Raw genomic sequence first — 26,761 nt, 5'->3', positions numbered from 1 at the left:
CCATCCTGCCCCTGGGCGAAGTGCCCGGCTCACTCGGAGGGGGTGGTCTCCTCGCGGATGACCTGCTGGGCCACCTTGAAGGCGCTGTTGGCCGCCGGAACACCGCAGTACACGGCCGCCTGCAGGAGCACCTCCTTGATCTCGGAGGGAGTCAGGCCGTTGCGCAGGGCGGCCCGGGTGTGGGAGGCGAGCTCGTCCAGGTGCCCGCCCGCGACCAGCGCGGTGAGGGTGGCGACACTGCGGGAGCGGCGGTCGAGCCCCGGCCGGTCCCAGATCTCGCCCCAGGCGTAGCGGGTGAGGAGCTCCTGGAAGTCGGCCGCGAAGTCGTCGGCCTGGGCCAGCACCTGGTCGACGTGTGCGTCGCCGAGCACCTCGCGGCGCACCTTGATCCCGGCGTCGTACGGATCGGCGCGGCCCGCGTTCCCCGGGGCCGGGGCGGCCGGCGCGATCTCGGCGATCGGCACGGGGTGCGGCGGCGCGGACGTGAGGACCGGCGTGACGACCGGGGCGCCGGGGATCGCGGTCTGGCCGGTGCTGGAGTCGAAGGCGGGCTGCCAGGCGGTGGAGAAGTGTCTGACGAGCAGGTCGGTGACGGCCGCCGGCTGCTCGACCGGCACCAGGTGGGAGGCGCCGGGCACGACGGCCAGCCGGGCGTCCGGGATGCCCGCGACCAGGGTGCGGGCCTCGGCGGGCCCGGTGACCTGGTCGTCGGAGCCGACGAGGACCAGGGTCGGCACCCCGACCCTCGCGAGGTCGGCCCGTACGTCGAACGCGGCGAGCGCCTCGCAGGCCGCGATGTAGCAGCCGGGGTCCGTGGTGCGCACCATCTGCACGGCCCACTCGGTGATCGCGGGCTGGGCGGCGGCGAACCCGGAGGTGAACCAGCGGTCGGGCGAGGTACGGGCGATGGGATCGAGCCCGTTCGTCCGTACGATCACCCCGCGCTGGCGGAACTCGTCGGCCGTGCCGAAGCGGGGCGAGGCGGCGATCAGCGCGAGCGAGGCGAGGCGCTCGGGGTGGCGCAGCGCCAGCTCCATGCCGACCGCGCCGCCGAGCGCGCAGCCCGCGTAGCCGAAGCGCTGCACCCCGAACTGGTCGAGCGTGGCGAGCAGCCGGTCGCTGAGATCGCCGACCGAACCCGCCGGGTAGGCGGGCGCGCCGCCGTGGCCCGGCAGGTCGAAGCGGAAGACGCGCCACTGCTTGACCAGTTCGGGCACCTGGCGGTCCCACATGTGCCATGTGGTACCCAGTGAGGGACCCAAGATCAGGACGGGAGCCTCTTCTGGCCCGTCAAAGCGGTATTGCAGGGTGTTCGGTGGTGTCTCGCTCACCCGTCTGAGCCTCTCATCTGTCACGACAGCCCCTATGAGCGGGGGGCTGGCTGTAGCTGTCTTACCAGGTGGAAGACCTCCCGGGCCGCGTAGCGTTTGAGGCAGCGGACGATTTCGCGCCGCGTCTTGCCCTCCTTGATCCGGCGCTCGTAGTAGTCCTGAGTGCGCGGGTCGACCCGCAGGCGGGTGAACACGATGCGGTGGAGCGCGGCGTTGGCCTGCCGGTCCCCGCCGCGGTTGAGGCGACGGAATTGCCTGCGTCCCGAGGAACGCTCGACAGGACTGACACCGCACAGCGCGGCGAACGACGACTCGCTGTCCAGCCGTTCCGGGTTGTCCCCCACCGTGATCAGCAACGTGACCGCCGTGTCCGGGCCGATCCCCACCACGTCGAGCAGCTGCGGGGCATGCCGTTCCACAAGCCGGGTCAGACGAGCCTCCACGTCGCGGACCTCCTCGGAGAGCTGGCCGATCCGGTGGGCCAGCAGGCCCAGCGTGATCCGGGTGGCCTCCACCACTGACTCCGCGCCGACATCCTCGCGACTACGCGCATCGGTGAACTGTGCGCAGGTACGGAAGAGTTCGGCATTGCCCAGTCCGGCCAGTTCTTCCCGCAAGACTGGGTCCGCAGTGACGAGTACGGCCTTGAGCTGGTTGATGGCCTGGGTGCGGGCTTTGACGGCCGACGCCTTCGTGAGCTTGTACATTCGCGCGATCTGTACCGGCCCGTCGCCCGTTTTGGCCCGAGCGGAGGCCCGGCCGCTCAACACGGCTCGCGCCGCATTCTGGGCATCGAGCGGATCCGACTTGCCACGCCGCCGGCGATCTGCCCGGTCCATCCAGTTCACGTCGAACACGTCCACACCCTGGGCCAGCAGATAGCGGGACAGGGACGCTCCATAGGAGCCGGTCCCCTCCACCCCGGCCCGCCTCACGGCTCCCGACTTCCTGGCCCACTTCAGCAGATCACGGTATCCAGCAGCGCTGGCCGGGAACTCACCGGTGGCCAACACCGCCCCCGTCAAGGAGAGCACCGAAGCCACATGCGCATCACGATGCGTATCCACTCCCAGAACCACCTCCCCCGCCGGAGGACGACGGCGGGACTTCGGAGCAGGCAACGTACTGGACGTGGTCGAATTCGCCATACTCGATCCCTTCCCAGTCCTATGACGTGTCGCGTTGCCGGTACCGGGCCGCGTCGGACGGTCAGAATCGTGAGGACGCCACAGCAATCGGCAGGCCCCTATCGGGACACGCCCCGCCAGCCCGGTACCGACAACGCACCATCCCCGGCCATCGGCCGACACTGTGACAGCGGGACACTTCGGTCAGAAATATCATGAGTCAGACCTCAGACCCGGGATAGCACCCACCCATCCTCCCGCCCCTCACAGCACCCCCACCCAGAAACACTGAGCACGCTCAGTCCCAGCCCTTGGCACATCCTGGATGTGACTCCGGCCGATCGTCATACGGCACAGAAGCCGACATCTTTGTTCAGGTCGCTTCACGACCGGGGCGGCTTCTCCCCGGCTGTCTGCACCACGGGGCAGCACACCAACGTGCCAACGATCAGGTCCCATCCGCAGTGGGTGGCCGAGCAGCGGCGCCGCCCGCTACCAGCTCCATCCCGCCGACAGCCCCGTGCACGATACCTACACCGGCCGCGTCCCGGAGGCATCGCTCCAGGACGCGGCCCGCGAGACAACCAACGGCGCCGCGCGGAGGCCACCACCGTGGCAAGAGCGGTATTTCGTCCGATCCGCTGGCCATGAAGTCATCGGCATCACGGCGGTTGCCGACGCCCGGTCCCCGGCTTCCCGCCCTCAAGTCGGAGATCGAGCCCGCCGATACCGACGGTGCCTCCTCGAAGGGGACCGGCCGTGCATCACCAGCGCAGGAAAGCATGATCGCCGTTCATGGAATGCGCGCCGCAGAACAAACGGCAGAGCCGGTGGGGGGTGCCAGCGGTCCCTCACCCCTCAGGGGAACAAAGCGAGCTGTTCATCCTCCGGTGCTTGCGCGAGGCCGGGATCCTCTGCGTATTCCGGGTCCAGGTCTGCCGGCTCGGTGTCCGTGCCTTCCTCGATCACGCCCAGCGCCGCCGCTACGCGCTGCCCATTGACGTTGCCCGCCGCCTCGGTGGTGGCCAGCTCCTCCAGGGAGGATTCCTCAGCCTCACCCGACTCTGCCTCGGCGACCGTCGGCAGTACGTAGTGCTGGGCGAGGCTCGCCAGGTGCAGGGGCAGGGGGAGGGAGAGTGCGTCCAGGTAGTCGGGGGCTTGGCGCAGCTGGTGCACCGCTAGAGCGAGTGCTTCGGGTGAGTCGCCGGCATCCGCGTGGCAGCCCAGGACTGCGATCTCCACTAGCCCGGGGTTCCAGGCCGGGATGTGTGTATCGATGGTGGGTTTGCCCTTGTTGGGACCCTGGCGCAGCGGCCGGGGCGCGATTTTGTCGGCCTCGACGGCGGAGTCTCGGAAGGTGCTCGCTTTGGGTGTGGTGCTGTAGAAGATCCGGCCGGAGGAGCGTGCGGCGTCTTCGTCCTCCACCCACAGCCCCTGGGGTAGGCCGTTGACTTCGCCGGGAGAGGCGTTGCCCCACCATTGCGGGGTCTCCCGCCCTGCTGCCGTACGTACGCGAATCAACCGGAGATCGGGGTCGAGTCCCACTGGCTGCGCGTGCCCGGTCTTGATCAGGTCTCGTTCGGTTCGGCCGTCCTGGAGCCAGGGCCAGTGCAGTCGGCTGTTCTGCGAATGGGTCAGCAGGGCGGTGGGTCGGCCGCGAAGAGAGCGGACCATTTTCTGGAGGTATCGGGCGGTCGCCCTGCGCTGTTCGTCCATGTTCTGTTGCCAGACGCGGTACTTCGAGCGCTGCTGCGGTACGAAGGCGGCGGCTTCGGTGTCCGTGGGCGTCGCGGTCTCGGGCTCGGTGGGTTCGGTGACCTCCGGGATTTCGGCTGTCTTGACCAGTCCGAGCAGGAACTGGGGGTAGGGAATCCAGCGTCCCGTCCGCTCGTCCCAGCCTGTGACGGCCGCCAGGCCGCTGCCCGGTGCCAGGGGTGTGACCATGACGGCCGCCGGGGTGTGGCGGGGCAGTCGGGTGGGGCCGTCCTTGCGCCGCTTGACCATGTACGTGGCGACGTAGCGCAGGTCCTTGGGGATCGCTTCGCCGAGCGTGTGTTCGGGCAGGACACGGACGCCGTACTGGCGCAGAGCGTCTTCCCAGCCCGAATGGACCCGGTGGGAGAGGTTCTTCTCGCTGTTGTAGCCCTTGGCCTTCTTGGGGACGAGCGCGAATTGCGTCAGGACGCCCGCGTCCGCGCAGCCCAGCCGGAGCGCGTATTTGGGGTCATCCAGACGGTGGGCGAAGTCCTGGCGGCGGTCGATCTCCACGAGGGCGAAGCTGGGGTGAAGCGGGCCAGCTCCGTCGTCGGCCAAGAATGCGGCGGCAGTCTTCCGCCGGGCGTTGATACCGGTCTCCAGGGCTTTGCCCCTGGGCCGCGCTGTGGGGTCGATGCCCAGGGTGTCGGTGATTCCCTCGGTGGTGCGCAGGCAGCGGAGGCGGAGGGTGAGTTCCGGGGCTTTCCATTCGAGAGTGACGGGGCTTCCGGGTACGGCCCGCTCGTATGCGTTCTGGGCAGTGGCTGGCTCCGGGCGGCTTCCGTCGCCGTCCAGCCCGAGGACGTCGGCGAGGGCCTCGATGGCTGCATCCCGGAACGACGGGCTCTGCCACAGCAGTCTGGCTTCGACGAGGCACCCGGCTCCCGTCCCCTTGATCGCTTCGGCGGGGTCCTGTCCCTGGTTGATCCTGGCTGCCACCGCGAGTGCGGTCCGGCGGGCGCGGGCTTCGCGTTGCGCCTCCGCTTCCTTCTCCGCCGCCTTGGGCTTGGGCCGGGCATTGGCGGGGGCGCTGCTGCCGGCGGTCGCCCGGCTGAGGGAGGGGACCCGGCGTAGCTGTTCGGGCAGCGCCTGTTCGGCCCACTGGACGATCTGTGAACGCTGGTGTGACATGAGGCCGGCACCGATGCCGTGAGCACCCATGTGTGTGCTGTGGACGACGGCGGCGCGGGTGCCGTCCCCGTCGCCGATCCACTCCTCGGGTGTGGCAAGCAGGCTGGAGGGGTCGGGGAAGGGGCGGTTGAGCGCCAGCCTGCCGAGGATCTGGGCGGGGCCGTTGTTCTTCCAGGCATAGCTCTCGGTGCCGCGGTCCCAGGTCAGCCGGGCCACGGCGTACCGCTCGCTGGTGGGTGCTCCGGGGAGCCAGGGGATGCCGGGCAGCAGGTAGACCGAGGTGTCGCGGCCGTACGGCAGCCGCAGGCTCTGTTTCCTCGCGTCGAGGCGAGTTGCCCAGCGGCGTACTCCCGTGTGCAGGTGGAGACGGGGTCGGGGGTCGAAGGGGACGGTGTGTAGCGAAATGTTGATCACGATGGAGAACCACCACTCGCGCCCCTTGACCACGTGCGAGAGAGGCTGTGAGAGGAGTTCCGCTCCTTGCTGGCGCGGGCCGCGTGGCACGGCCCGGAAGTGCAGGCTGCCGGCGCTGTGTTCGTAGGGTCCCAGGGCGAGGATGCGCCGGGCCAGGGCATCGGTTGCGAGTTGGTATTGCCGGTCGCGCGGAGCCGCGGTTCCGCCGTCGGTCGTGGGGCAGCCGAGGAGGTCGACGGTGACGTCCTGCCACTGCGGTGGGCAGGAGCGCAGCGCCGTGTGGGTGTCCAGAACTGCCCGGTGATGTGCGGGTTCGGGGCGGAGGTCTTGAAGCCAGGCGCCGCTCAGTCGGTCCAGGGTGTCGCCGGGAAGCGGGTGGGGGGTGTCGGAGGGGGTGTAGAGCCAGAAGTCCTCGGCCAGCTGCTGGGGGTCGCGGGGACGGCCGCGGACGACCAGATCGGGGGCGAGGCTCTGCAGAACTCCGTTGAATCTGGCGACGGGCGCAGCGCGGTACGGCTCGGCCTCGGGGGGGCGCCCTAGGTTGCAGAGGTCCAGAACGCTCTCGTGCCACTGCTCCGCAAAGGTCAGTGCCCGATAACGAGCGGTCCAGGGCGCGGTGTTGGGCTTCAGAAGGTAGGCGGCCCGGCTTGCGTCGCGGTACTTGGCGGCCATGGTCTTTGCAGTCTCCTTGCTGTGGCTCAGCAGTCAGTTCGGGCGCTCAGACCGCACAGGGCGTCGTAGAGCGGGTGGTAGAGAGTGCGGACCAAGGCGGGGTCGGCAGGGTCGGCAAACGATTCGGGGGTGGTTTCGTCGTCGAAGTAGGGCGCGAGGACGTCGCGGAGCTTGATGAGCAGGCCGGGGTCGTTGCGTCGGCGTCCGCTGCGGGTCGCCGCGGCGGGCGGGGCCCCGGCCTCGGCGAGTGCGGGGGCGAAGGCCGCGTCGACGAACACCACCCGCGCGGGCACCCCGCCGCGCACCAGTCGGCCGATGACCTGCCAGATGGTGACCAGCTGATCCCAGGCGAAGGAGGTCTTCTCCGCGTCGTTGAGCTGGGAGTAGATGTAGCGTCGGGACAGCAGGCGGCGCCACTCCTTGCGGGCCGCGAGGCGGAAGGCGAGCCCGGCGCTGTCCATGTCCGCTGCGTCGGCCACGAGTTTGCCGAAGGTTCCCGCCTCGGCATCCGGCTGGTTGCGGACGAACCTGGTGACCCAGTCGTTGATGGCGAAGACGGCCAGCGACAGGTCGTCGGGGCGCGGGTGGGGACGGGCGAGGTAGAGGACGGTCCCGAAGGCGGCTTTGTGGCTCTGGTTGAGGATGTTGTGTCCGCGCTCGATTGCCATCAGGGGGGCGACCAGGACTTCGGCGTCTTCGTCCTTGGCGAAGGCGGCGAGGTCGCCGCGGCGTACGGCGGAGGCGCCGGTGAAGTCTCCCGTGGCGGTGTCTCCGGGGCCGGCGTGGTCGAGCTCTGCCTTGTCGGAGGCGAGGACGCGGACCTTTCCGCGCCAGCGCGGCATGCGTTCCAGGAGGTCGGCGGCGATCCTGGCGTCCTTGTAGCTTCCGACCAGGAGGAGGGCGCGTCGGCGTTCTCCGTCCTCGATCTGCCGTAGTTCCTGGTCGAGGAGCGAGCTGCTGCCCGGGGCCGACTTGCCGAGCTGGGTGACCATCTGGGCCAGGACCCGTTCACGGGTGTCGAGTCGGGCTCCGGAGAGGGTGAGCGGGGTTCCTTCGCCGTCGTAGAGGAACAGCGTGGTGAACAGGGTTTGCCGGATGGAGTCGACGGCGGCTTGGTGGGGTTTGAGGATCGCTGTGACTGGGGCCATGACGTGTGCGCGGGTCGATGTCCCGGCCCAGCTGGTGCCGGACATGAGCAGGACGTGTGGTCCGGGACGGTCTGCTGCAGGGTCGGCTCCCAGCGCGGGAAGGTGGAGCAAGAGCTCGCGACCGACGCCGGCACAGCGGAAGAAGCGCAGGGTACCGCTGCGGTGTTCGTCGCCGTCCGGGCCTGGCTCCGGATCTTCGGGCAGGTACTGGAATCCAAGGACGTTGCCCATCGGGGCCTCCGGCACCACCGGCGCGTAGTCGAGGGGCGGTCTGCGGGAGAGTTCGTTGTCGGCGGTGTCCAGATGCAGAGCCGCCTCGGCCTGCGGCCACAGGAAGGTGACGCGTTCGAGGCGCTGATGCAGGGCGGCCAGTACCAGGGTGAACTCAAGGCGTCGGGCTTCTCGTTCCAGCCAGGGCTCGCTTCCCCAGGTGTCCACGGGATCCCGGGCGGGTTTCCCCGGGCTGGGTGGCTCCTGGCGCAGGGAACCGTCCAGCAGGGGGGACCCGGTGAGCAGGCTGTCGAGCACGGAGCGGACGCGTTGGCTGGTCGCTGTCTGGTCGAGGTGGTGCAGGAGAGCTCCGGCACTGCGGATTAGGGCGTCGGTCAGGTCGTTGTGCGGGCCTCGATCGCCGAGCGGGTCGTCGCGGAAGGCGTCGAACGCCTTGGTGACTTCGTTGCGTCGGATATCCCAGGGCCCGGTGTCCGGGGTCCGCGGCAGGGGTGTGTCACCGTCGGCCTCGTCATTGGAGTCGTACACCTCGGAGTCGGAGGAGGTCTCGTCGGGGAGGAGACCGGTGGGGCGCGGTCGGGGGTACCACTCGTTGACGAGTTTCTCCTGGAGCGTCCAGGCGCTGAAGTATTCGATGTCCGCCCAGCGGCGAAGGTCGTGGTCGGTGATCAGTCGGCGGTAGAGACGGTTGGCGGCGATGTGGACCAGGTCCAGGGAGGCCGACCAGCGTTCGACATCGCGTGCCGAGAGGGGCAGGCGGCCTTGCCGGGCCAGTTCATCGATCTTGTGGATGCCGAGGCGGTCGAGCCAGGAATCCGGGCCGCGCACGATCAGCGTCGCGGACGGGGCGAAGGCGGTGTCGAGCTGCATCTGTACGCGGTCCGCCTCGTCGACGATGATGATGTCGCTGCGCAGGCAGGCCAGTTCAAGGTGCCTGAGGCGTTCGGCGTTGAGGGGGTTGGGGACGGCGCTCTGCAGAAGGCTGGCCGGGTTGGCCACCCAGATCAGGGCATCGACTAGCTCCCGGTCGGGGGCATGGCGGGGGCAGACGCTCCACACCGGACAGCCGTGATCGGACCGCGACGTCTCGCTGTCCGCTGCGGGTGTCTCGGACAGGTCGTGCCGGTACACGGGCATTGGGATCTCCCCAGCGGCGGTGGGAGCGTGCTTCTTGACCGGGCGCAGTTCCGTGCAGGGGGCGTCGACGTAACGCAGGGGTTCGGCTGCTTCCAGTCCGCGCTGCGCGTCGAGGACGCACACTGAGCTCAGATCGTCGAAGGCTGGATCATCGTGCTGGAGAAGGGAGACTTGGCCGCGCGCGGCAAGGCGGCGGTGCAGCCGGGATGCGTGCTGCTCACGGGTGGTGCCGCCGATGACGGGAGCGGCCTGTAGGTCCAGGTCGCGGAACTGGCCGACCAGGGTGAGCTGTTCGGCGACGTCACCGACGACAAGAGTGGTGCGCAGCCCTTTGCGTGCGCCCCAGACGGCGATGAGATGCATCAGGGTGCTCTTGCCCGCGCCCACCATACCGACCAGGTGGAGCAGGCGGTCCATGCGGAGAATCGTGGTCTTCTCAAAGCGTTGCCCGTCGGCGGACAGGGCATCGAGTTGCAGGTCTTCCAGCCGTCGCGCCCAATGGCCACAGGTGAGGCCGCGGGCCGTCTCGGTTTCCTCCATCCAGCGGGCGGTCTCGGCGAGTTCGGCCAGCGGGATGTCCAGGGGATGGCCTGCGGTGTGCGGGACCTGGCTCAGGTCGTGGCCGGTCGCCGGCGGGAAACACAGCTGTTCGGGGATGGTCACGGAGGCTGGCCGGTGCCGCTCGGTGAACCGGGCCTGGCCCGCCGGGGCGGGCGGCAGTTGCCGTTGGTCGAAGTGCGGAAGCTGGGACAGCGCGTGCTCGAACCTGTCGAAGCGGTCTGCGGCGATGGTGGGTTCGACGCGCCGCGCCGGTCCTCCTCCCGCGGCCAGCCGGTAGCCGCGGAGCCGTTCGGGCAGCTGGATGTACGTCTCCAGGCACTGGTGCCACATGCGGCGGCGACGCAGCTTCCACAGCAAGTGGCGCGCCACGTCGAGCCGGGCGCTCTGTGCCGGGGTGGTGGCGATGCCCGCGGCCGCGGCAAAGGGATAGCCGCCTAGGAGGGTGTAGACACCGTGGGCGTCGCCGGTCGGGTCGAGACTTTCCATCAGATAGAGGCCGAGTTCCACCTGGCAGAGCAGCGAGGGGTTGACGTCTTGGTGTTCTTGGGGCCAGACAGGTTCCAGGGCTTTGGCCAGTTTCTGGTACCACTCACTGCTGTTACGCACTCGGGGATCCGTTCGTCGGTGCGGAGTCCGTCAGGTGGGGGCCGTCGGCCCCTCGGGTGCGGGCGGTCGCGAGGGCGACAAGCCGGTCGTCGGTGAGCAGGGGCAGGCCCGCGGCGGAGGCGGGGCGGTTGCGGCGGTACGTGCCGAGGTAATCGCGGTGGGCTTCGGCCTGTTCACGGGGAACCACCCAGCAGGCTTCGTCGTAGGGCGGCTCTGGGCGGACGGGTTTCGCGGACCGGCCAAGCAGCCCGGGATGCTTCCAGTCCTTGACGTCGATGGCCCAGATGTGCTCGTCGGGGAAGGTCACGCGCAAGTCGTAGGCGTCGAAGCCGGGCCAGAGCTGGACCTCGAGCCCCAGCGTGCGCAGCCGGGCTTCCAGTTCGACCTCGGCGCGTCCCGGTCCGGTGACGAACTGCCTTAGCGGTCGCACAAGTTGCAGCAGTCCCGGCACGTCGGCTCCGGTCAGGGTCCGTCCGTGCGGCGGTGCGCCCCGACGTCGGCACCGGTCTCTCTCGCACCACCACGCGCCGTCGGCGAGCGGCGTGAGCAAGGTCAGGCAGCGGCCGCAGGTGACGTAGCCGCCCTGGAATTCGTAGGAGGCCGGGACCGGGGCGTAGCACTGGTCCAGCAGTTCTTGTACGGGAGCGAGAGACAGGTCGGTCTCGGTCTCGAACCGTTCCACTCCGGTGAGTACCGGCCGTTCGACCAGGAGTCTGCGGAAGGCGACGTAGGACTCCGGTGATGACGCCTTGCGGCACAGGCGCATGGCCGTGTGAATGACCTCCCGGTCGAACTGCGCGGCGCCGGCATCCTTGCCTCGGATCCACCACTCGTGGCACAGCTGGGTGGGAACCCGTGCCTCGGGGTCCACCAGGTAGTCGTCCGGGCCGAAAGCGTCCGGCGGCAGGTCCAGGGGCCAGTCTTCCAGGGGGCGGCTGTGGCACCAAAAGAGCAGTTCCGGCAGGCTTTTCGGGATCTCCTCGACGCCCCTGAGGAGGCAGGCGAGGACGGTCCGGTCGAGGGCTCGCTGGGCTTCCGCCGGGTAGGGCAGTTTGAAGGAGGAAAGCGAACCGAGATCGGCGAGCTGGATGACGGCGCCAGCTAGCGTACGGACAAGGCGTACATCGGGGAAGTCGAGCCAGTCACCGCGCTGGGCTGCGTGGGCGTCAAAGGCGGTGGCCATCAGGAATCCTGCCTTGTCGTAGCGAGGTGTTCGATGCCCGCGCGGCACCATTCGAGGGCTTCGCAGCCGTCGCAATGCCGGCCTGGAGCCGTCGGGTAGTCCTGATCCCAAGCCCAGGGCTGGGCGAGTTGCGTGATCACTTCTCGCGCTTCGTCGACGGTCCCCGGGTGTGAGGGGTCGAGTTCCTCAAAGGTCACGTCGTCTGTGTGCAGCAGTTCGAGCTCCACCCTGGAGCGGGCCGCGTCTCCACCCAGGACCCCGGTGGCCAGCATTAGGACACCGAGCGCCAGCTGAGGGTAGAGCCTCAACAGCGGCTCGCCCTCATAGAGGTATCTGCTCGCGGTCTTGGTCTCCCGCCAGATCCAGCCCCCGCGGCGGGTGTGGAGCAGATCGGGAGTGGCTATCAGCACGAGGTCGAGTCCGGGGTCGTAGCAGACCGCCTGGTGCTGCACCCGCACCTCTTCTTTGGCGGCGAGGCCGTCCAAGGGGCAGTAGAAGGCGTGCTGTTCGAGCATGGCGGCACCGTCGAGTGCTTCTTGACCGCTCAGGTGCAGACCGCTGGCTCCCCAGGAGTCCGGGGCCGCTGGGCCGGGAAAGGTCGCGCAGCTTCGGTAGGGCGTGCTGGCGTGCCGCTGGTTCAGAATGTCGTCGACCACACGGCCGCGCCGGACTTCTGGGCTCTCGGGCGTCGAGGAGCGCAGCTTGAGCTGCCGGGTCGCGTGGTATTTCGCCGGACAGTCCCGATAAGCGCGCAAATCGGTGATAGAGACGCTGCGGCGGGGGCGCCGGCGCTTCGGCGGCGTAATGCTCAGCAGTTCTGGGCTGTATGGGAGTGCCTGGCAGCCGGTCAGTGCTTTGCAGTCGATGCAGCCGGTGCCGGGGCGGGTCCCGGTCCCGTCGATGGCCTGGAGTAACGATGGCCACCCCGCCGCCGTGAAGTGCTGACGCGCTTCCTGTCTGTTCCAGTCGATCAGCTCGTTGCGTTTGCCGTCTCCGCAGCCGAATTCGATGACCCTGACGTGCTCGGGAAGGGCGGCGCGGTGCTGGGGAAGTTCACCGAAGGGGGTCGGGGTGTGCCGCTTGCGCCATCCTCCGACCGCGGGGCGCCCTCGCGCCGCCACGTATGCGGCTACGGCCTTTTCCGCTTCGGGTCGGTCGTCCTTGGCGGTGCCGAAGGTGAGCAGCCACAGTTCTCTTGTGGAGCCGTCGAGGGCCGCGTAGCGGCGTCCCCAAGCGGTCATCTCATAGGTGTCCGCGCCCCGGGAGTCGACCGGGCCCGGGTCCGTGCCAACCACCCATGCGTCACGCACCGGGACCGTGAGCGGCAGCTCGGCGACCTGGCGGGCGTGCTGGTCTGCCGTTCTGGCCGCCAGATAGCGACGGACCGCCTCGGCTGACCAGGACATCAGCAGGCGGTGCGCTTCACGGCGCCGGTAGAGCCCGAAGGTCCCGTTTGTGCGCCGGAGTTCCCCGATCACCCACTCCAGGTCCTTGCCCTCGTGTTCAATCAGGTCGAGTGCATCCATCAAGACCTTGAGCGTGAAATCTTGTAGTTTTTCGGCAAGTTGAGGGGGTTCGGGATCTGCGATCAGCATCGGCCGGGCGTCGCTGGCCCGCTTCGTGGGGCAGTCCCGGGGATCGAGGCGCGCCGCAGCGAGGTTCGTGCGTACCAGCCTGATGTCACCGCTGGTCCCGGCAGGGCGCGGCCCACTACTCACAGTCTCCTCCAAGCAGTTTGGACAGGACGGCCCGATACGGCACCACCGAGCGGGCGCACCGGGTTCCGGCATATCCAGCATGACACAAAAACAGTCTGTGAACTCAGTCCATGCACGACTTAGTCTTCGATCGCTTTACACTGGGCGCATCCGCCACGCAACGGTCTGGCGGAACCGGGAACTCGCCACAGTCGCGCCTCTCCTGCGTGCCAGAGGCGGGACGCTTCACAGGCAAGGGGCGGCATGAAGAAGGACGAGGTGCTGGGCAGCCGGTACAAACTGCTCAAGCACCTGGGCACCGGCGGCATGGCCGTGGTCTGGCTGGCGAGGGATCTGCGGGACGACAGGCTCGTGGCCGTCAAATGCCTGCGCACACAGAACGAGCTCCTGGACGCGCTCGACGAAGACGAGGCGCACGACGAACTCCGGCGCATGCGTGGCCGGTTCCGGCGCGAGGGCACCCTTCTGGGCCGGCTGCATAACAGGAGCATTCCCGAGCTCTACGACCAGGGCACTCACCACGCCGAGCCCTACCTCGTCATGCGCTACGTCGCCGGCAAGCCCCTGCACCGATTTTTGGAGCAGTACACCCCCACCATCGAGGTCAGCGCGGCCATCGGGTTTCAGATCGCCGAGGCACTGACCTGCGCCCATGACCTGCCGGTGGTGCACCGCGACCTCAAGCCGTACAACTTGATCATCGATGAGAACGGCGTGGTCGTCCTCATCGACTTCGGCATCGCCAAGCCGCTCTGGCCCGGCGTCACCGACTACACCCAGCACGGATCCACCGTTGGCAGCAGGGGGTACGAGGCCCCGGAGCAGATCCTGGAACGCCAGATCACCCCGAAGACCGACCTGTATGCGCTGGGCTGCGTCCTCTACCACCTGCTGACCGGCCATCCGCCGTTCTCCGGGGACGGGCTCAAGGACCAACATGTGCATGCCGCGCCGATCCCACCAACCTGCCGTGTCGGGCACATCCCGGCAGAGCTCGAGAGGCTGGTACTGAAGCTGCTGGCGAAGGAGCCGGAGGACCGGCCGATGGACACCCGCATGGTCGCGGAGGTACTGCGGAAGTACGCGCCGCGCACGGGTGACGCTGACCCGTCCCCTCGGCTAGAGCCGGACCCGACGCGTCCGTTGCGCTTGCCCGACGAGTACGACCTGCCAACCGCGCCCGCGACACCGATGGCTGCGTCCAACTCCGGCAGGAGGCGACGCGGTTCCGGGTTCCTCAGCCGCCGGATTTTTCAGGACGTCACCACTGAAGCCGAAGCAGAGGTCGACTCCGGTGAGCCTGCGAGTGCGGTAGACAAGCTGCTGGAGCTGCTACCCGCCGCCCGCCGGGATTGGGGCGCCTTCGACCCCGGCGTCCGGACCGCTTTGCGCGCGGCCGCGAACGGCATGCGCGTGGCCGGGCGCTGCAAGGAGGCGATCGCGCTCTTTGAGGATCTGGCCCTGCGGGCTGAGGGCAAGGCGAGTCCGGATGAGCTGGCCGACTACCTGGAGGGCACTCTGGGTGCGGCGGAGTGCCGTATCCCCTTCGGTGACTTGCTTCCGGCCGCGGCGGCACGGACCATGGTGCTCGAACGGATGGCCGACGTCACGGGCCCGCGCGCCCAAGTCCTGGCTGAGCGATGCCAAGAGGTCGGCATCGAGCTCGAGGAGCTGGGCTTCGACATGTAGGCGATCTTGCGTAAGTAAGTTGTGCTCTGGCTGGCCGGGACAGGTCGCTGGGTGAGTGTGCCCGGGCGGTGGCGTACTTCTTGCGTCTTCGGAGATCCTTTCCAGTCCAGACTCATCAGTGATCGTTCCCCAGCGCCTGCGGGCCAACATCGATGTTTCGGCGGACAAGTCACGTACAGGGGGGCCGGCAGGTGCACCTCAAGCGATAGGCGGCTCGCTCACGGACGCAAAGAGCGCAGCTTTCCCGCTGCGAGCCCGTCCCCGAGGCTCCGCACGAGAGCCTCGCCCACCGATGCGACCGAGCGGAGCGACTCCTCAAGTGCCAAGAGTTCTCTAAAGGCCGCCGCATACGGCCGCTGTTCAACAAGTGTGAGCTGGAGTACCCGTAGCTTGCGTACGTCGATGCGGGCAGAGCTGGAGGTGTGGGAACCCGCCTGCCGCGCATTCGCGGACGCACTCAGGCAGCCTGCGAGGAACCAGGGGTCGAGGACTTGGGGGTCCGGGCGCAGCGCGTAGAGCTGGGGCCCGAGCACCAAGGGCGCATCCTCTTGGACCCAGACGCGATACGCCCTCTCGACACCCGCCACGACGACATCCCCCGGCTCGGCCACGGTGAACGAACCCGTACTGGCGCCCCGCTCTACCTCGGCCCTGGCGAGCCAGCCCCCTGGCTGTCCTCCCAGGACCAGGTCGGGAACGCTCAAGGCCGGCACCGCGCCATCTGGCAGCGCGTCGCCGTGCAGTAGTTCACCGGGGAGCGTCTGCCCCTGTTCCAGGTTGAGAGCATGGGCACGGTGCAGGTCCGAGACCGTGATCGTGGACAGCGCCTCACTACCCACCGACAGGTTGATTGCCGCCAGAGACTGGGAGTGATTGCGCACTTCGTCGAGCAAGCCACCCAGGCGCCCCCAGGACTCATGGAGCTTGGCCTGGGCATCTACGGCCGACTCTGGTACGTGGCGGGCCGGTGTGAGATCGGTCTGTTCATTGAGCAGGTCCACCACGGGAACGGTGACAGTCCCCTCAGGCAATTGCTTTCCTGCCGCCTTCCTTTCTCCAGACCAGTCATAAGCACGTACCGCATCGAGTACGCGGCTGGTCAACTGCGGCCAATCGATGCCTTGAGCTCCTCTCGTCGCCCCATGCGATGTGGCTGCGTCGAGCAGAAACAGGCGTTCGCCGGAAGCAGCGCTACCCTCGGACACCGGCATCCGGAGAATCCACAACTGGAGCGAGACGCTGTGCGGTTGGGCGGCCCCGGCTGGAAGTGCGACGACTCCCTGCAGAGCGCCCGTCCGCAGTAGCGCCCCACGGATGCGCCTACCTGCGCGCCGAGAGGCCACCGCAGGCGGCAGCAGGAGTACAGCCACGCCGCCTGGCGCCAGTCGCGCCAGCGCGTGCTCAATCCAGGCGAGTTCGGGCTCGGTCCTCGGTGGCAGGCCGTAGACCCAGCGGGGGTCAGTAGCCAGTTCCTCATGACCCCAGTCGCGCGCGTTGAACGGGGGGTTGCACAGGACGATGTCGGCCCGAACACCGTCGTTTGGGTCCGCGCGGAGCGAGTCACCTGCCTTGATCCTCACAACGCCGCTTCCCCCCTCCGCGTCGGCGAAGCCCAGCCGCACTTCCGCCAGCGCGGCAAGTACCGAGTCGAGTTCGGTACCGATGAGCGCCGTAGTCCCGGGATCGGCGTCGGCGCTTCGCTCCGCCATGCCCTCACCGGCGGCCAGGAGCAACCCGCCGACACCGCAGGCGGGGTCGAGAACGGTGATCCGCCCATCCGCGCCCCGGTCCTCCTCCGCTCTGACGGCTAGAGCAACGTCTGCCATCAGTCGGGCCAGTGGGGCTGGGGTGGTGCCGACCTGCCGTACATGGGCGTCAAGCCAGCGTGTGAGCAGGAAGGTGAATGTCTCCCGCTCGCCTTCGTATCGTGCGACGTCGACCGTCTCGTTCATCACGCGAGCGGCCTCGTCCGGAAGCAAGGAATGCTCGGGTGCGGCCTGATCCACGCCTGTCGCGGCAAGCAGGCGGCGGCCGGCTTCGGCGAGCGCCGCGCCCATCACCGCACGATCCCCCAGGGCCTCGTAGTGCGGCCACAGCCGCTCGCGCAACCCGATCCGCTCGATCTTCCCGTGGGCGTACAGCCACCGTTCGATCTCCGAAAGGGAGAACTGCGGGCTGGTGTCTGTACCGCCGACCGGCATCGGGAACGAGACATGGCGCCGTCGCCAGTTACTTACAGCCGCTCGACCAACGCCCGCGATGCGCGCGATTCCCGCCAAAGTGACGGGCGCATCGTTGGATGACGACATGTGCTTCTCCGAGCAGGACGGCGACTTTGGGACGGGTCTGACACAGGATGCCGACACCGTAGCTCAGCCACCCCCATCAGGCCAATCATTGACTGAGTTCACAGACACTTCGTCGATCGCGCGCCTTTCCACTGGATCACGTCTCTGGCCAGGCGGTCTTCCAGGTCCTGAACCTGTTCGGTGAGCCGTTCGATTCGCTGGGCCCAGAGCAGGCACAGGGTGATGCGAGTGGCCTGCAGCACCTATTTTCACCGTCTTCGCGGTTCTTGTTGTCGTTGGCGAGCCCCACGCAGGCCGGGACAGGGGCCACTCCGAAGGGGCCGGCCTCCTCCACTCCGGCCCGCGGCGCGACCAACCCTTTTGCCCAGTCCAGCAGTTCGGGACATCCGGCCGCGGTAGCCGGGAACACCTCGATGCCGATCACCCCTCCACCAAGGAGAGCACAGCCCGCATGCGCATCCCGATGCGTGTCCACACCAAGAACCACTTCCCCCGTCGGCCGGAGCCGACGAGCACTCGGGGAGGGGGCGCACTGGTCATGCTCGTCGCCATCAGATTCACCTGCAATAAGCGACTCAGCTGGCACACCGGGATCCTTAGCGCCGACTCGCCAATTCGTCAATCCAGCTTATTTGTTCGAAGCCCATCATTCGCGAGTTCGACACCTCCGCGCGGGGCATGCCGACCGGCAACTTGTTTTTACTAACCGCACCATTAGAGCGTGAGCTCGCCGCCCCTCAATAGGAACAAAGGTACGCCTCTTCACTCGAAGCGAGCATCTACCGGATAAGCATGTCGCTCCTCAGCTTCCTGATGCCAGGATGCTTCCTGTTCCTAACGTGCCGATGCGGGACGTCTGTTGGCCGATGGGTCGACGTACGGCCGCGACTCCCGAAGGGCCTCAGCCATGCCTTCATCCCCGAAATCCGACCGTCCTCTCGACGAATCCACCGAGGAGATCCGACGAAAGGAGCGGGAACTGGCCGAAGCTGAGTTCAAGTTGGCGCGCCGCGAGCGGATTGTGAACCGGCTGCGAATCCTGCAGGTGTTCTTCTCGCTGGTCGCGCTCGCGACAGGCAACCCGGCTTACCGGTGGGCGGCAAGCTGCGCCCAGTGGGCAATGGAACGTTTCCGGGACTCCGAGTGATGCGAGGTAGAGCATGAGCGAGGTCAATGTCGATGGACCGTTTCCGATTCCGGTATCCCGGGAGGATCAAGAAGCATGGATCAAGGCCGTGCTGGCGACCGAGGGGGTGAATCTGCCCCGTGGTGCACTGGAGAACGTCGCTCCCTTCATCGTTGATCCCGATGACATGCTGAGCGAGCCCGACGCCCACGGTGTGCGCACGCTCAAGGCGAGCGCGGTCCGGCGCATCCGCACAGACGCCGGTGACATGGTCGTCGCCGTCGTCCGGATGCACGGCGTCGGCGGTGTGCAGTGGGGACACAACGAACGGATCAGCTCAATCTGGCGCTCCGTCGCGGATCCGACGGTCGGCCGGGAGACCGAGCGGACCTTGGCTTCGGTCCGGCCATGGATGGGCGTCGACGACGATGGACGCAAGAAGTGTTTCGCCGCACTGGAAAGCGTCGTGGCCAACCGGCGCATGTTGATCATGAACGCTGAGGACGCGGCGGACGAACTGAAGAGGCGAGACCGCGTCCGCCCTTACGACCTTGAGGAAGACCTCGTCCTCAACGGGCAACAGGATCCCGGGATGTACGTTCCCCAGCAGGTGAGGATCGAGGAGAACCCGGAGAGGGACTCTGACGGCAACCCTCTTTATCCGGACGCCTATTGGGGGTGGATGGCAGTTCGAGGCAATAATCGCACACAGAAGCGGCAGTCGATCTTCCGTTTGACATCCAGTGAAGTGCTGGCCGGTGTCCCGGCTGAGAAACTGGAGCGAGAGGGGGACGAGATCATCTGCGACCCTCGCGACTGGCTCCCTGAATTCTCCGCCGTACTCAACAGGGAGTTCGCGGAGACGGGCGACGGTGAACTGGATCCGACGAACGGCTCACGTGCGCGACGCGCCGCGGCCATCGCCGTGGTGGACGCGCATCTGGTGATCGGCACCCCCACTCCGCAGCGGCTCTACCGCATCGTGCAGATGAACAACCGGCGCGATCACGTCCACCCGCCGCTGGAGTTCGACGCCCTCGACCGCTCGCGCGCGCTGGGGCGGAGCGTTCTCGGGATGTACGTGGCGCAACAGGTTATGGACGAGAAAACGGCAGAGGTCCTTTCCGGGCTTGCGCCGATCCGTGAACTCTCGGGCGCGTCGGCGGACATGACGGTCTCCGAGCTGCGAGACCTGCGCTCCATGAGGTTGTTGCAGGAACTGTTTCCGGTGGATCCGCGCAAGCGTCATCTACTGCGGCGCGCGCTCAGCGAAAACCCACCATCTCAGCTCAAGTCGGGGGAAATCAACCAGCGGGCGCGCACGTGGTCCGCACTGACCTCCGAGAGCTACCCGGCACCATGGAACCCACGCGTGGGCCAGGTCTTCTCGACCCGGGCCCGGGAGGGAATCGTCCTCTCCGGACGCAGGCTGCCAGATCTGCTCGCCGCCGCGGACACCGATGACGACGCATTCGACGAACTTGTATCCTATCGGGCGGCGCACTGGCTGGCCTCCTTCGGCATCATCGAGGCCGACCGAGGCTCACTCGACGGCCAGGAAGCGATCGGCGACGCAGGGGAACGGATTCGCCGATCTCGCAGGACCGTCATGAACTGCCTGCAGGCCCTGCGGCACGAAAAGAGCCGGATGATGGCAGTCGGCGTACTGAAGTCGCTGGCCGCAGCCATGGACGACGGAGACCGGCGGCCCTGGCGCGTCAGCAGCTCCGGCAAGGAGATGGTGGGGCGGGAGATGACACCGCTCTGGTTCGACAGCGAATTCCCCAAGGACACCGGTACCCGGCCCCGCAAGACAGTAAATTCTGCACCACCATTGCTCACCACGGCGACGGTGCCCACCCTCCTCCCTTCGCCTACACTGCCCGCGCTCTCAGCCATGACACCAACGCCCTCACTCGTGACATCAGCCCCTGTACAACCCACCGCGGCGCCGCCCGCCCCTGCAGTCTCAGCCCAGTCCGAAGCGCCCGCCACCGATGAGACTGACGAAGCCGATAGCTCCATGCCCTCCCCCGAGGAACCGCTAACCCTTGAGACACTGGTGACCCGGGTCGAGGAACGGATCCGTGCCCTGCACGCGGCCTCCGCCGAAGTCGGCGAACTCCTCGGCCACCTCGCGGACCAGAGCCGAGCGGCGTCTGTCGCCCAACCCATCGGCCGACACCAGGCTGACAGGACCGTGCGCCTCCTGAACCAGACGCTGTCCAGGCTGCGCAGACTGCCCGAGCTCATGGAGGAGATGACGGAACCCGTCTGACGCAGTTCGTCCGGCGGGGCCCGAGGTGGAGTGGGACGGCGAGCGTCAAGGACGCCGCCGAAGCGTTCGGCTTCTCGAGATCGAAGAGCTACGACCTCGTTCGCCGCGGAGAATTCCATGCCGCGTGCTACCACTAGGCCGCACCGCCCGCGTCGTCACCGCCTCGCTCCTCCGCGTACTCGAGAGCGGCGAGCCGGAGTACAACGGAGCCTCCAGTGCAAGCCTCAATCCGTCATGACCAACTGCAGGACGACGCCCCGCCGCAAGCCGGCGGGGCGTCGTCGTAGCAGGTCCCCGTCTACGCAGGGCCCCCTCCGGAGCAAGCCCACGGGGGCCTCACGTGTCACTAGCGATCACAGGCGTGTCACCAACCCCGCAGACGCTGTCGCGTCACAAGTCCCTGACCTGGACTTACGCGCTCGCCCTGGACCAACTGGACGCCCGTGGACGGTCTCTACAACCTGTGCCACGTGGTCCCGAGGGACGGCCCCAGGATGAGGACGGGGGCGTCTTCCGGGCCGTCGAAGCGGTACTGGAGGGTAGGGGTCTTCGTCTCACTCACGGCCCCCACGCTAACCGCCTTTTCTGAGGGTCCGGACCCGGAGCCCCCACTCCTCACACCTGGCTCCCGAACATCACCGGCGAACTCTCACATGGCCTTCACGGGGTTCCGCGCCGGGCCGGGGGGCGGGCGGACGGGCCGGTCGGGTCAGAGATCGGCCGGTGTGCCGAGGCCCGTGAGGGCGCCGACCGGGTCCAGGTCGGGCGTGCCGCGGGGCCACCAGTCGTCGTGGCCCGGTTCGGACTCGTAGGCGTACCACAGGCCGTCGCGGCCGAGGCGGAGCTGGAGATGGCCGCGGGGGTGGGTCAGGTGGTTGTGCCAGGGGCGGAAGGCGGGGAGGTCCGCGGCGAGGAGGAGGGGGCGGGCACGGTCGAAGCGGCCGGCCGGCGGGTCCCAGGGTTCTTCCAGCACGGCCAGTCCTTCGAGCCCGCCCTGTCTCCAGGCGGCGACCGCGCGGGCCAGGTCGCCCGGGGTGCGGTCGGTGGCCGCGGCGAGGGAGGCGTAGAGGGCGCGGGTGCCGGCGGTGAGGCCGGAGCCGGGGCGGGCGGCGGCGAGGCGGACCGCGTCCTGCCAGAGGGTGAGTTCGCCGACCGGGTCGCGGCCGGTGGCGAGCAGGGCGTGGGCGCGGGCGGCGGCGTCGGTGGCCAGCTGGTCCAGGGCGAAGGGGTCGGGGCCGCCCGGCGACGCGGGATAGGCCGGAGGCTGCTCCGGGTGCGCAGGGACGGGCAACGGGGCCGGAAGCGGAGGCAGTCGGCGGGGAGCGAGCGCTTCGCCGGCCCGTACGCCGGGCAGCGGCGCCGGTTCCTGTCCCTGGGCGGCACGGGCCGCGCGGGTGGCGCTCAGCCGGGACAGGGCGTCGAGCAGCTCGCGTTCGCCCCGGCCGCGCAGCAGGAGCAGGACGAAGGGGTCGGCGTCGAGCAGACGTGCCGTCTGGTAGCAGAGGGCGGCGGCGTGCTTGCAGGGGTGACCGCGGTCGGGGCAGCTGCACTGCGGTTCGAGATCGCCGGGGCCGGGCAGCAACGGCACTCCGCACTCGGCCAGCGCCTCGGGCATCTCCCTGTCGAGCAGTGCGGCGATGTGTCCGGTGCGGTCGGCGGCACGGTCCAGGAACCGGTCCCAGTCCGCGTCGCCCAGCGTCCGCAACCGCACCTGGACGCGGTACGGCCGGGCACGGCTTCCCTGCACATAGGCGAGCACGAGCCCGGGCGTCACGGTGATCGCGTCCACATTCCCCTGCTCGGCGTAACCACGGCCCCGCGCCAGCCGCTTGGCGTCCAGCGCGCCCTCCTCCAAGGCGGTGACCCAGGCGTTGCCCCACCAGGTGGCGGCGAACCGGGCGTCCTCGGAAGCGTGGGGCGGGAAGGCGGGGAAGGTGCGACGCAGGTCGTTGTCCCGGTTGGGGGCGGCCATGGAGTGGGGGTGTCGGGGTGAGGACGGGGTGGAGGCGTCGGGAAGCGAACTGCCTTGCTGCGTAAGGTCCTTGCTTCCCTGAGGCTCCTCCGCCCCTCTCCTCTCTACGCCCTCGTTCTCGTGCTCCTCTCCCGGCTCCAGCAGGTCGTCGGGCATGCGGAAGGCGTCGGCCAGCAACTCCCGTACGTCACGCGCCCGGACGCCGGCGGCTGGACCCGGCGTACGACTCCGGTCCCGGGGCGCGGTCGGGGTGGTCCTGCGCGGCCGACGGGCGAGACCGGCCTCGGCTTCAGCCGCCTCGGCATCCGCCCGCCTCTTGCGTGCCGCGCGCAGCGCTTCGCGTGCCGCGTCAGCGGGGCGGGCGCCGGGGTGCTCCGCGGGCGCGGCATCGCGGGCGCCCGCCGTCGACGGAGCTGTCTCGGCCGGGCGAGCCGTTTCATTGCCGGGGGACTCGACGGAGGCCGCGGGGGCGTCGGCCGCGTCGGACTCCCCGCTCAAGTCGTGCCGGACCTCGACGGCTTCCGGTCGGGGTGCGTGGGGCTGCGTGGGGTCGGCGGCGGGGTGGGTGGACGCAGCACGCCGATCCGCAGCGGCTTCCGGTCCAGATGCTTGAGGCTGCGGGGCGTCCGCGGGCTGGGCGGAGGCAGCACGCCGAGCCGCGACGGCTTCCCGCAGGGCCGCGCGAGCCGCGTCACCTGGCCGGGGCTCGGCCGGGGCGGGGTCGGTCACGGTGCCCTCGCTGTCCTGCCCGTCCTCGGTACCCGGCACGTCGGTGTCCGCGGGCACCGGGTAAGCCGCACGCTGCGCACCCTGCGCCGCAGAGCCGGTCTCCTCCCGGCCCGCGAGGCTCCCGCTCCCCTCGACGTCAACGCCCTCTGCGCCCTGCGCCGTTCCGTGCGCCGCGTAGCTCCCGCTTCCCGCGGCTGTACGACTCTCCGAAGCCTGCGCCTCGTCGTGCCCCGTCCCCTGCACCGACGGGTCACCGACCTCCTCAGCCGCACGGAACTCCGCCCCACACACCCGACCGTGGCCCGACCCCGTCGACGCAGAACTCCCGAGCCCCGCAACCGCGCCGCTCTCCGCACCCTGCACGCGCCCCTGGCCGGCCCCCGCACCCGCACCCGCACCCGTCGCCGCAGCCGAGTCACCTGCCCCCTCAGCCGCACGGCCTGCCTTGTGCCCCGTCCCCTCAGCCGCGGAGCTCCCCGCATCGGACTCCGTCGAGGCGCCGGCCTCCGCCACCGCCGAGGCACCCTCGCCCTCAGCCTCAGCCGCAAAGCTCCCCGCACCCGACGCCGCGGAGCGTGCCCCCAGCGCTTCCCCGTCGCTCGTCCCGGTGTCCGGCCCCCCGTCCGGGCCCGCCGTCGTCTCCCTGGCCGCCCGCTCCCGTGCCGCCCGCAGGGCCCGGCGGGCCTCGTCGGCGGGGCCCGGGGTCATGAGGGCCTCCGGAGGGAGACCAGGTCGGTCAGTTCGCGGTCGGTGAGTTCCGTGAGGGCGGACTCGCCGGAGCCGAGGATCGCGTCGGCGAGGGCGCGCTTGGATTCGAGCATCTCGGCGATGCGGTCCTCCACGGTGCCCTCGGTGATGAGCCGGTGGACCTGGACGGGCTGGGTCTGGCCGATGCGGTAGGCACGGTCGGTTGCCTGCTCCTCGACGGCCGGGTTCCACCAGCGGTCGAAGTGGACGACATGACCGGCACGGGTGAGGTTGAGCCCGGTACCCGCCGCCTTCAACGACAGGACGAGCACCGGGACCGCGCCGCTCTGGAAGCGGTCCACCATGCGCTCGCGCTCCGGCACCGGCGTCCCGCCGTGCAGCAGGTCCACCGGGACGGCGCGGGCGGCGAGGTGGGCGGTGATCAGGCGGGCCATTCCCACGTACTGGGTGAAGACGAGGGCCGAGCCGTCCTCCGCGAGCAGGGTGTCCAACAGCTCGTCCAGCAGGGCCAGTTTGCCGGAGCGGGCGACCAAGCGCTCGCCGGCGGTCGGCGGGACCTCCTCCTTCAGGTACAGCGCGGGGTGGTCGCAGATCTGCTTCAGCGCGCCCAGCAGCTTCAGCACCAGGCCCCTGCGCGCGATGCCCTGCGCCGTCTCGATCGCCAGCAGCGACTCGCGCACCACCGCCTCGTACAGGGATGCCTGCTCGCGGGTGAGCGGGACGGGGTGGTCGGTCTCGGTCTTGGGCGGCAGCTCGGGGACGATCCCGGGGTCGGACTTCTTGCGGCGCAGCAGGAACGGCCGGACCAGGCGGGCCAGCCTGGTCACCGCCTCCTCGTCCTCGCCGTTCTCCACCGCGCGCGCGTGCCGGGCGCGGAAGGACTTGAGCGGGCCGAGGAGTCCGGGGGTGGTCCAGTCGAGCAGGGCCCACAGCTCCGAGAGGTTGTTCTCGACGGGGGTGCCGGTCAACGCCACGCGCGCGGGCGACGGGATGGTGCGCAGGGCCTTCGCGGTGGCCGAGTACGGGTTCTTCACATGCTGGGCCTCGTCCGCCACGACCATGCCCCAGCGCTGCTCGGCCAGCCTCGCCGCCGCCGCCCGCATGGTGCCGTACGTGGTGAGGACGAAGCCGCCGTCGAGGCCGTCCAGGCTGCGCTCGGTGCCGTGGAAGCGGCGGACGGGGACGCCCGGCGCGAACCGGGTGATCTCCCGCTGCCAGTTGCCCAGGAGCGAGGCGGGGCAGACGACAAGGGTCGGTTCGCGGCGCGCCCGGCGCAGGTGCAGGGCGATGAGGGTGATCGTCTTGCCGAGTCCCATGTCGTCGGCGAGACAGCCGCCGAGGCCGAGGGAGGTCATGAGGTCCAGCCAGGCCAGGCCCCGGAGTTGGTAGTCGCGGAGGGTGGCGTGCAGGCCCGGGGGCGGTTCGGCGGGGTGCACCCCGGTGGTCAGGCGGTCGCGCAGGGCGGCGAGCGCGCCGACCGGCACCGCTTCCACCGTCTCGCCGTCGACCTCCGCGGTGCCGGTGAGGGCCACGGAGAGCGCGTCGACCGGGTCGAGCAGGCCCAGTTCGCGCTTGCGGGCCTTGCGGACGAGGGCGGGGTCGACCAGCACCCACTGGTCCCTCAGGCGGACGACCGGGCGGTGGGCCTCGGCCAGCGCGTCCATCTCGGCCTCGCTGAGCGGGTCGCCGCCGATCGCCAACTGCCAGCGGAACTGGAGGAGTTCCTCGCTCTCGAAGAATCCGGTGCCGTCGGTCGCCGAGCCCGGCGCGGGACGTACGACCGCTGCCGCGGTGAGGTCCTGGGCCAGGTCCCGCGGCCAGTGCACGGCCACCCCGGCCGCCGCGAGCCGGGTCGCGGCCACGCCGAGCAGGTCACCCAACTCCTCGTCGGACAGGGCCAGTACGTCGGGTGCGTCCTGCTCGGAGAGCCGGTCCAGGGGCGGCCAGACGCGTGCGGCTCGCCGCACGGCGAGGGCCGCGTCCACGCGGGCGCGTGGCCCGAAGACGGCGTCGGCGTCCCCCGCCCACAGGGCCGCCGCGTCGGTCACCAGGGTGGGGTCGGCGAGGCTGTGCACCTGGACGATCGCGGCGCCCGCACTGCGCACGCCGTCCGCCTCGGCGTTGAACAGGTGATACGCCGACAGGTCCAGGCGGAGCGAGATCCGCACGCCCGCGTCCATGCCGGCGGCGACCTCGGCGGCCCAGTCCCGCGCGTGCGGCAGCCGCTGCGGTGCCCGGGCGGCGAAGGGCTTGCCGGAGGCGTGGGGGGCCGCGGGGGTGCGGGGCAGGGTGTCGGCGACCGCGTCCAGGAAGGAACGCATCAGGGCTTCCGGTTCCGGCAGCCGGAGCGGGCCGGGGCCGGGCAGCGGGACCGCGTGGCCCTCGTGGGGCAGGGCGGCGGCGACCGCGCGCAGGTGGGCGATGTCGTCGGGGTCCAGGGGCCCGGCGCGCCAGGCGTCGTGGCCGGTGGCGGTGAGGCCGGGCAGCAGGCGGCCGCGGGCGGTGAGCCGCAGCGCGTGCAGGGCGGCCGCGCCCCAGCAGGCGGTGGCGGGATGGGCGGCGGGGTCGCGCCGGGCCCGGACGAGCAGCGGCAGGGCCTCGGCGACCGGGAGCGAGAGGGCCGGGGTGGTGCGGCGCCGGATGCCGGCTCCGTGCGGTCGTACGACGGTGAGCTCGGTGTGCTCGGGGCCCGTGGCGTCGGCGTCGGGGCTCTCGGGCGGCAGGGGTGCGCCCTCGGGGTCCCAGAACGCGATCCGGCCCTCGCGGGGAAGGGGCGCGGGCAGGAAGACGGCGGCGAGCCGGACGGGGACGGCCGCCCCCTGCCGCTCGCCGCGGTGCTCGGCCCCGCGCTCGGCCACCACGGCCCTGTCGCCCATACGTCCTGTCACCTCCCGCCCGCATGCCGGATCAGTCGTCTTCGACTCTACGGGCGGGGT

General features: G+C 69.6%; 13 protein-coding genes. 3 read left to right on the top strand and 10 right to left on the bottom strand.

The genetic code is table 11. The features are described 5' to 3' along the window. Window positions 1-29: 29 nt before the first annotated feature. The 6 genes from pcaDC to AQI94_RS27105 all read right to left on the bottom strand — a co-directional run bounded on the left by pcaDC (window position 30) and on the right by AQI94_RS27105 (window position 12,891). Window positions 30-1,331 (bottom strand): bifunctional 3-oxoadipate enol-lactonase/4-carboxymuconolactone decarboxylase PcaDC, encoded by a 1,302-nt coding sequence (gene pcaDC / locus AQI94_RS27130; RefSeq protein WP_031039419.1) that lies wholly within the window; start codon window positions 1,329-1,331, stop codon window positions 30-32. 32 nt (window positions 1,332-1,363) lie between these two features. Further along, entirely contained in the window at window positions 1,364-2,479 is a 1,116-nt protein-coding gene (locus tag AQI94_RS27125) for an IS110 family RNA-guided transposase (RefSeq protein ID WP_037941565.1), read from the bottom strand. Window positions 2,480-3,316: 837 nt separating this feature from the next. Then, window positions 3,317-6,430 (bottom strand): pPIWI_RE module domain-containing protein, encoded by a 3,114-nt coding sequence (locus AQI94_RS27120; protein ID WP_031039422.1) that lies wholly within the window; start codon window positions 6,428-6,430, stop codon window positions 3,317-3,319. Between the two features lie 26 nt (window positions 6,431-6,456). Continuing rightward, window positions 6,457-10,113 (bottom strand): pPIWI_RE_Z domain-containing protein, encoded by a 3,657-nt coding sequence (locus AQI94_RS27115; protein ID WP_031039425.1) that lies wholly within the window; start codon window positions 10,111-10,113, stop codon window positions 6,457-6,459. Continuing rightward, window positions 10,106-11,296 (bottom strand): pPIWI_RE_Y domain-containing protein, encoded by a 1,191-nt coding sequence (locus AQI94_RS27110; RefSeq protein ID WP_051831939.1) that lies wholly within the window; start codon window positions 11,294-11,296, stop codon window positions 10,106-10,108. Before AQI94_RS27110 ends, AQI94_RS27115 begins: the two co-directional genes overlap by 8 nt. Further along, the gene (locus tag AQI94_RS27105; RefSeq protein WP_062229972.1) at window positions 11,296-12,891 is read right to left on the bottom strand and encodes a PD-(D/E)XK nuclease family protein; all 1,596 of its coding nucleotides are present in this window, start codon (window positions 12,889-12,891) and stop codon (window positions 11,296-11,298) included. Before AQI94_RS27105 ends, AQI94_RS27110 begins: the two co-directional genes overlap by 1 nt. A 366-nt stretch (window positions 12,892-13,257) precedes the next feature. On the opposite strand from AQI94_RS27105, the gene AQI94_RS27100 reads away from it, so the two are divergent. Continuing rightward, window positions 13,258-14,703 carry a serine/threonine protein kinase gene (locus tag AQI94_RS27100; RefSeq protein ID WP_051831940.1) on the top strand — a complete coding sequence of 482 codons (1,446 nt, stop codon included), beginning with the start codon at window positions 13,258-13,260 and terminating at the stop codon, window positions 14,701-14,703. 218 nt (window positions 14,704-14,921) lie between these two features. Here AQI94_RS27100 and AQI94_RS27095 read toward each other — a convergent pair whose 3' ends face one another. Next, complete coding sequence (locus AQI94_RS27095; protein WP_031039435.1) at window positions 14,922-17,012, bottom strand: N-6 DNA methylase; 2,091 nt, start codon at window positions 17,010-17,012, stop codon at window positions 14,922-14,924. Window positions 17,013-17,110: 98 nt separating this feature from the next. Continuing rightward, a complete protein-coding gene (locus AQI94_RS44685) occupies window positions 17,111-17,254 on the bottom strand; it encodes a hypothetical protein (protein ID WP_158806177.1) in 144 nt (47 codons plus the stop codon). A 665-nt stretch (window positions 17,255-17,919) separates the two neighbouring features. Here AQI94_RS44685 and AQI94_RS44680 point away from each other — a divergent pair. Then, window positions 17,920-18,159: a hypothetical protein gene (locus tag AQI94_RS44680; protein WP_158806179.1), complete on the top strand. Its 240-nt coding sequence runs from the start codon at window positions 17,920-17,922 to the stop codon at window positions 18,157-18,159. Window positions 18,160-18,172: 13 nt separating this feature from the next. After that, window positions 18,173-20,416, top strand: coding sequence for a hypothetical protein (locus AQI94_RS27090; protein WP_031039438.1), 2,244 nt, complete (start codon window positions 18,173-18,175; stop codon window positions 20,414-20,416). 709 nt (window positions 20,417-21,125) lie between these two features. Here the strand turns inward: AQI94_RS27090 and AQI94_RS43130 are convergent. Beyond that, window positions 21,126-23,174, bottom strand: a complete 2,049-nt coding sequence (locus AQI94_RS43130; RefSeq protein WP_079062566.1) for an SWIM zinc finger family protein — start codon at window positions 23,172-23,174, stop codon at window positions 21,126-21,128. A 647-nt stretch (window positions 23,175-23,821) separates the two neighbouring features. Then, complete coding sequence (locus tag AQI94_RS27080; RefSeq protein ID WP_062229970.1) at window positions 23,822-26,701, bottom strand: DEAD/DEAH box helicase; 2,880 nt, start codon at window positions 26,699-26,701, stop codon at window positions 23,822-23,824. Window positions 26,702-26,761 lie beyond the last annotated feature (60 nt).

It is taken from the genome of Streptomyces pseudovenezuelae (assembly GCF_001513955.1).
In the GTDB taxonomy this organism is placed as follows: domain Bacteria; phylum Actinomycetota; class Actinomycetes; order Streptomycetales; family Streptomycetaceae; genus Streptomyces; species Streptomyces pseudovenezuelae.
The sequence above is the reverse complement of the archived record's forward strand: the minus strand, read 5'-3'. Positions and strand labels throughout refer to the sequence as shown.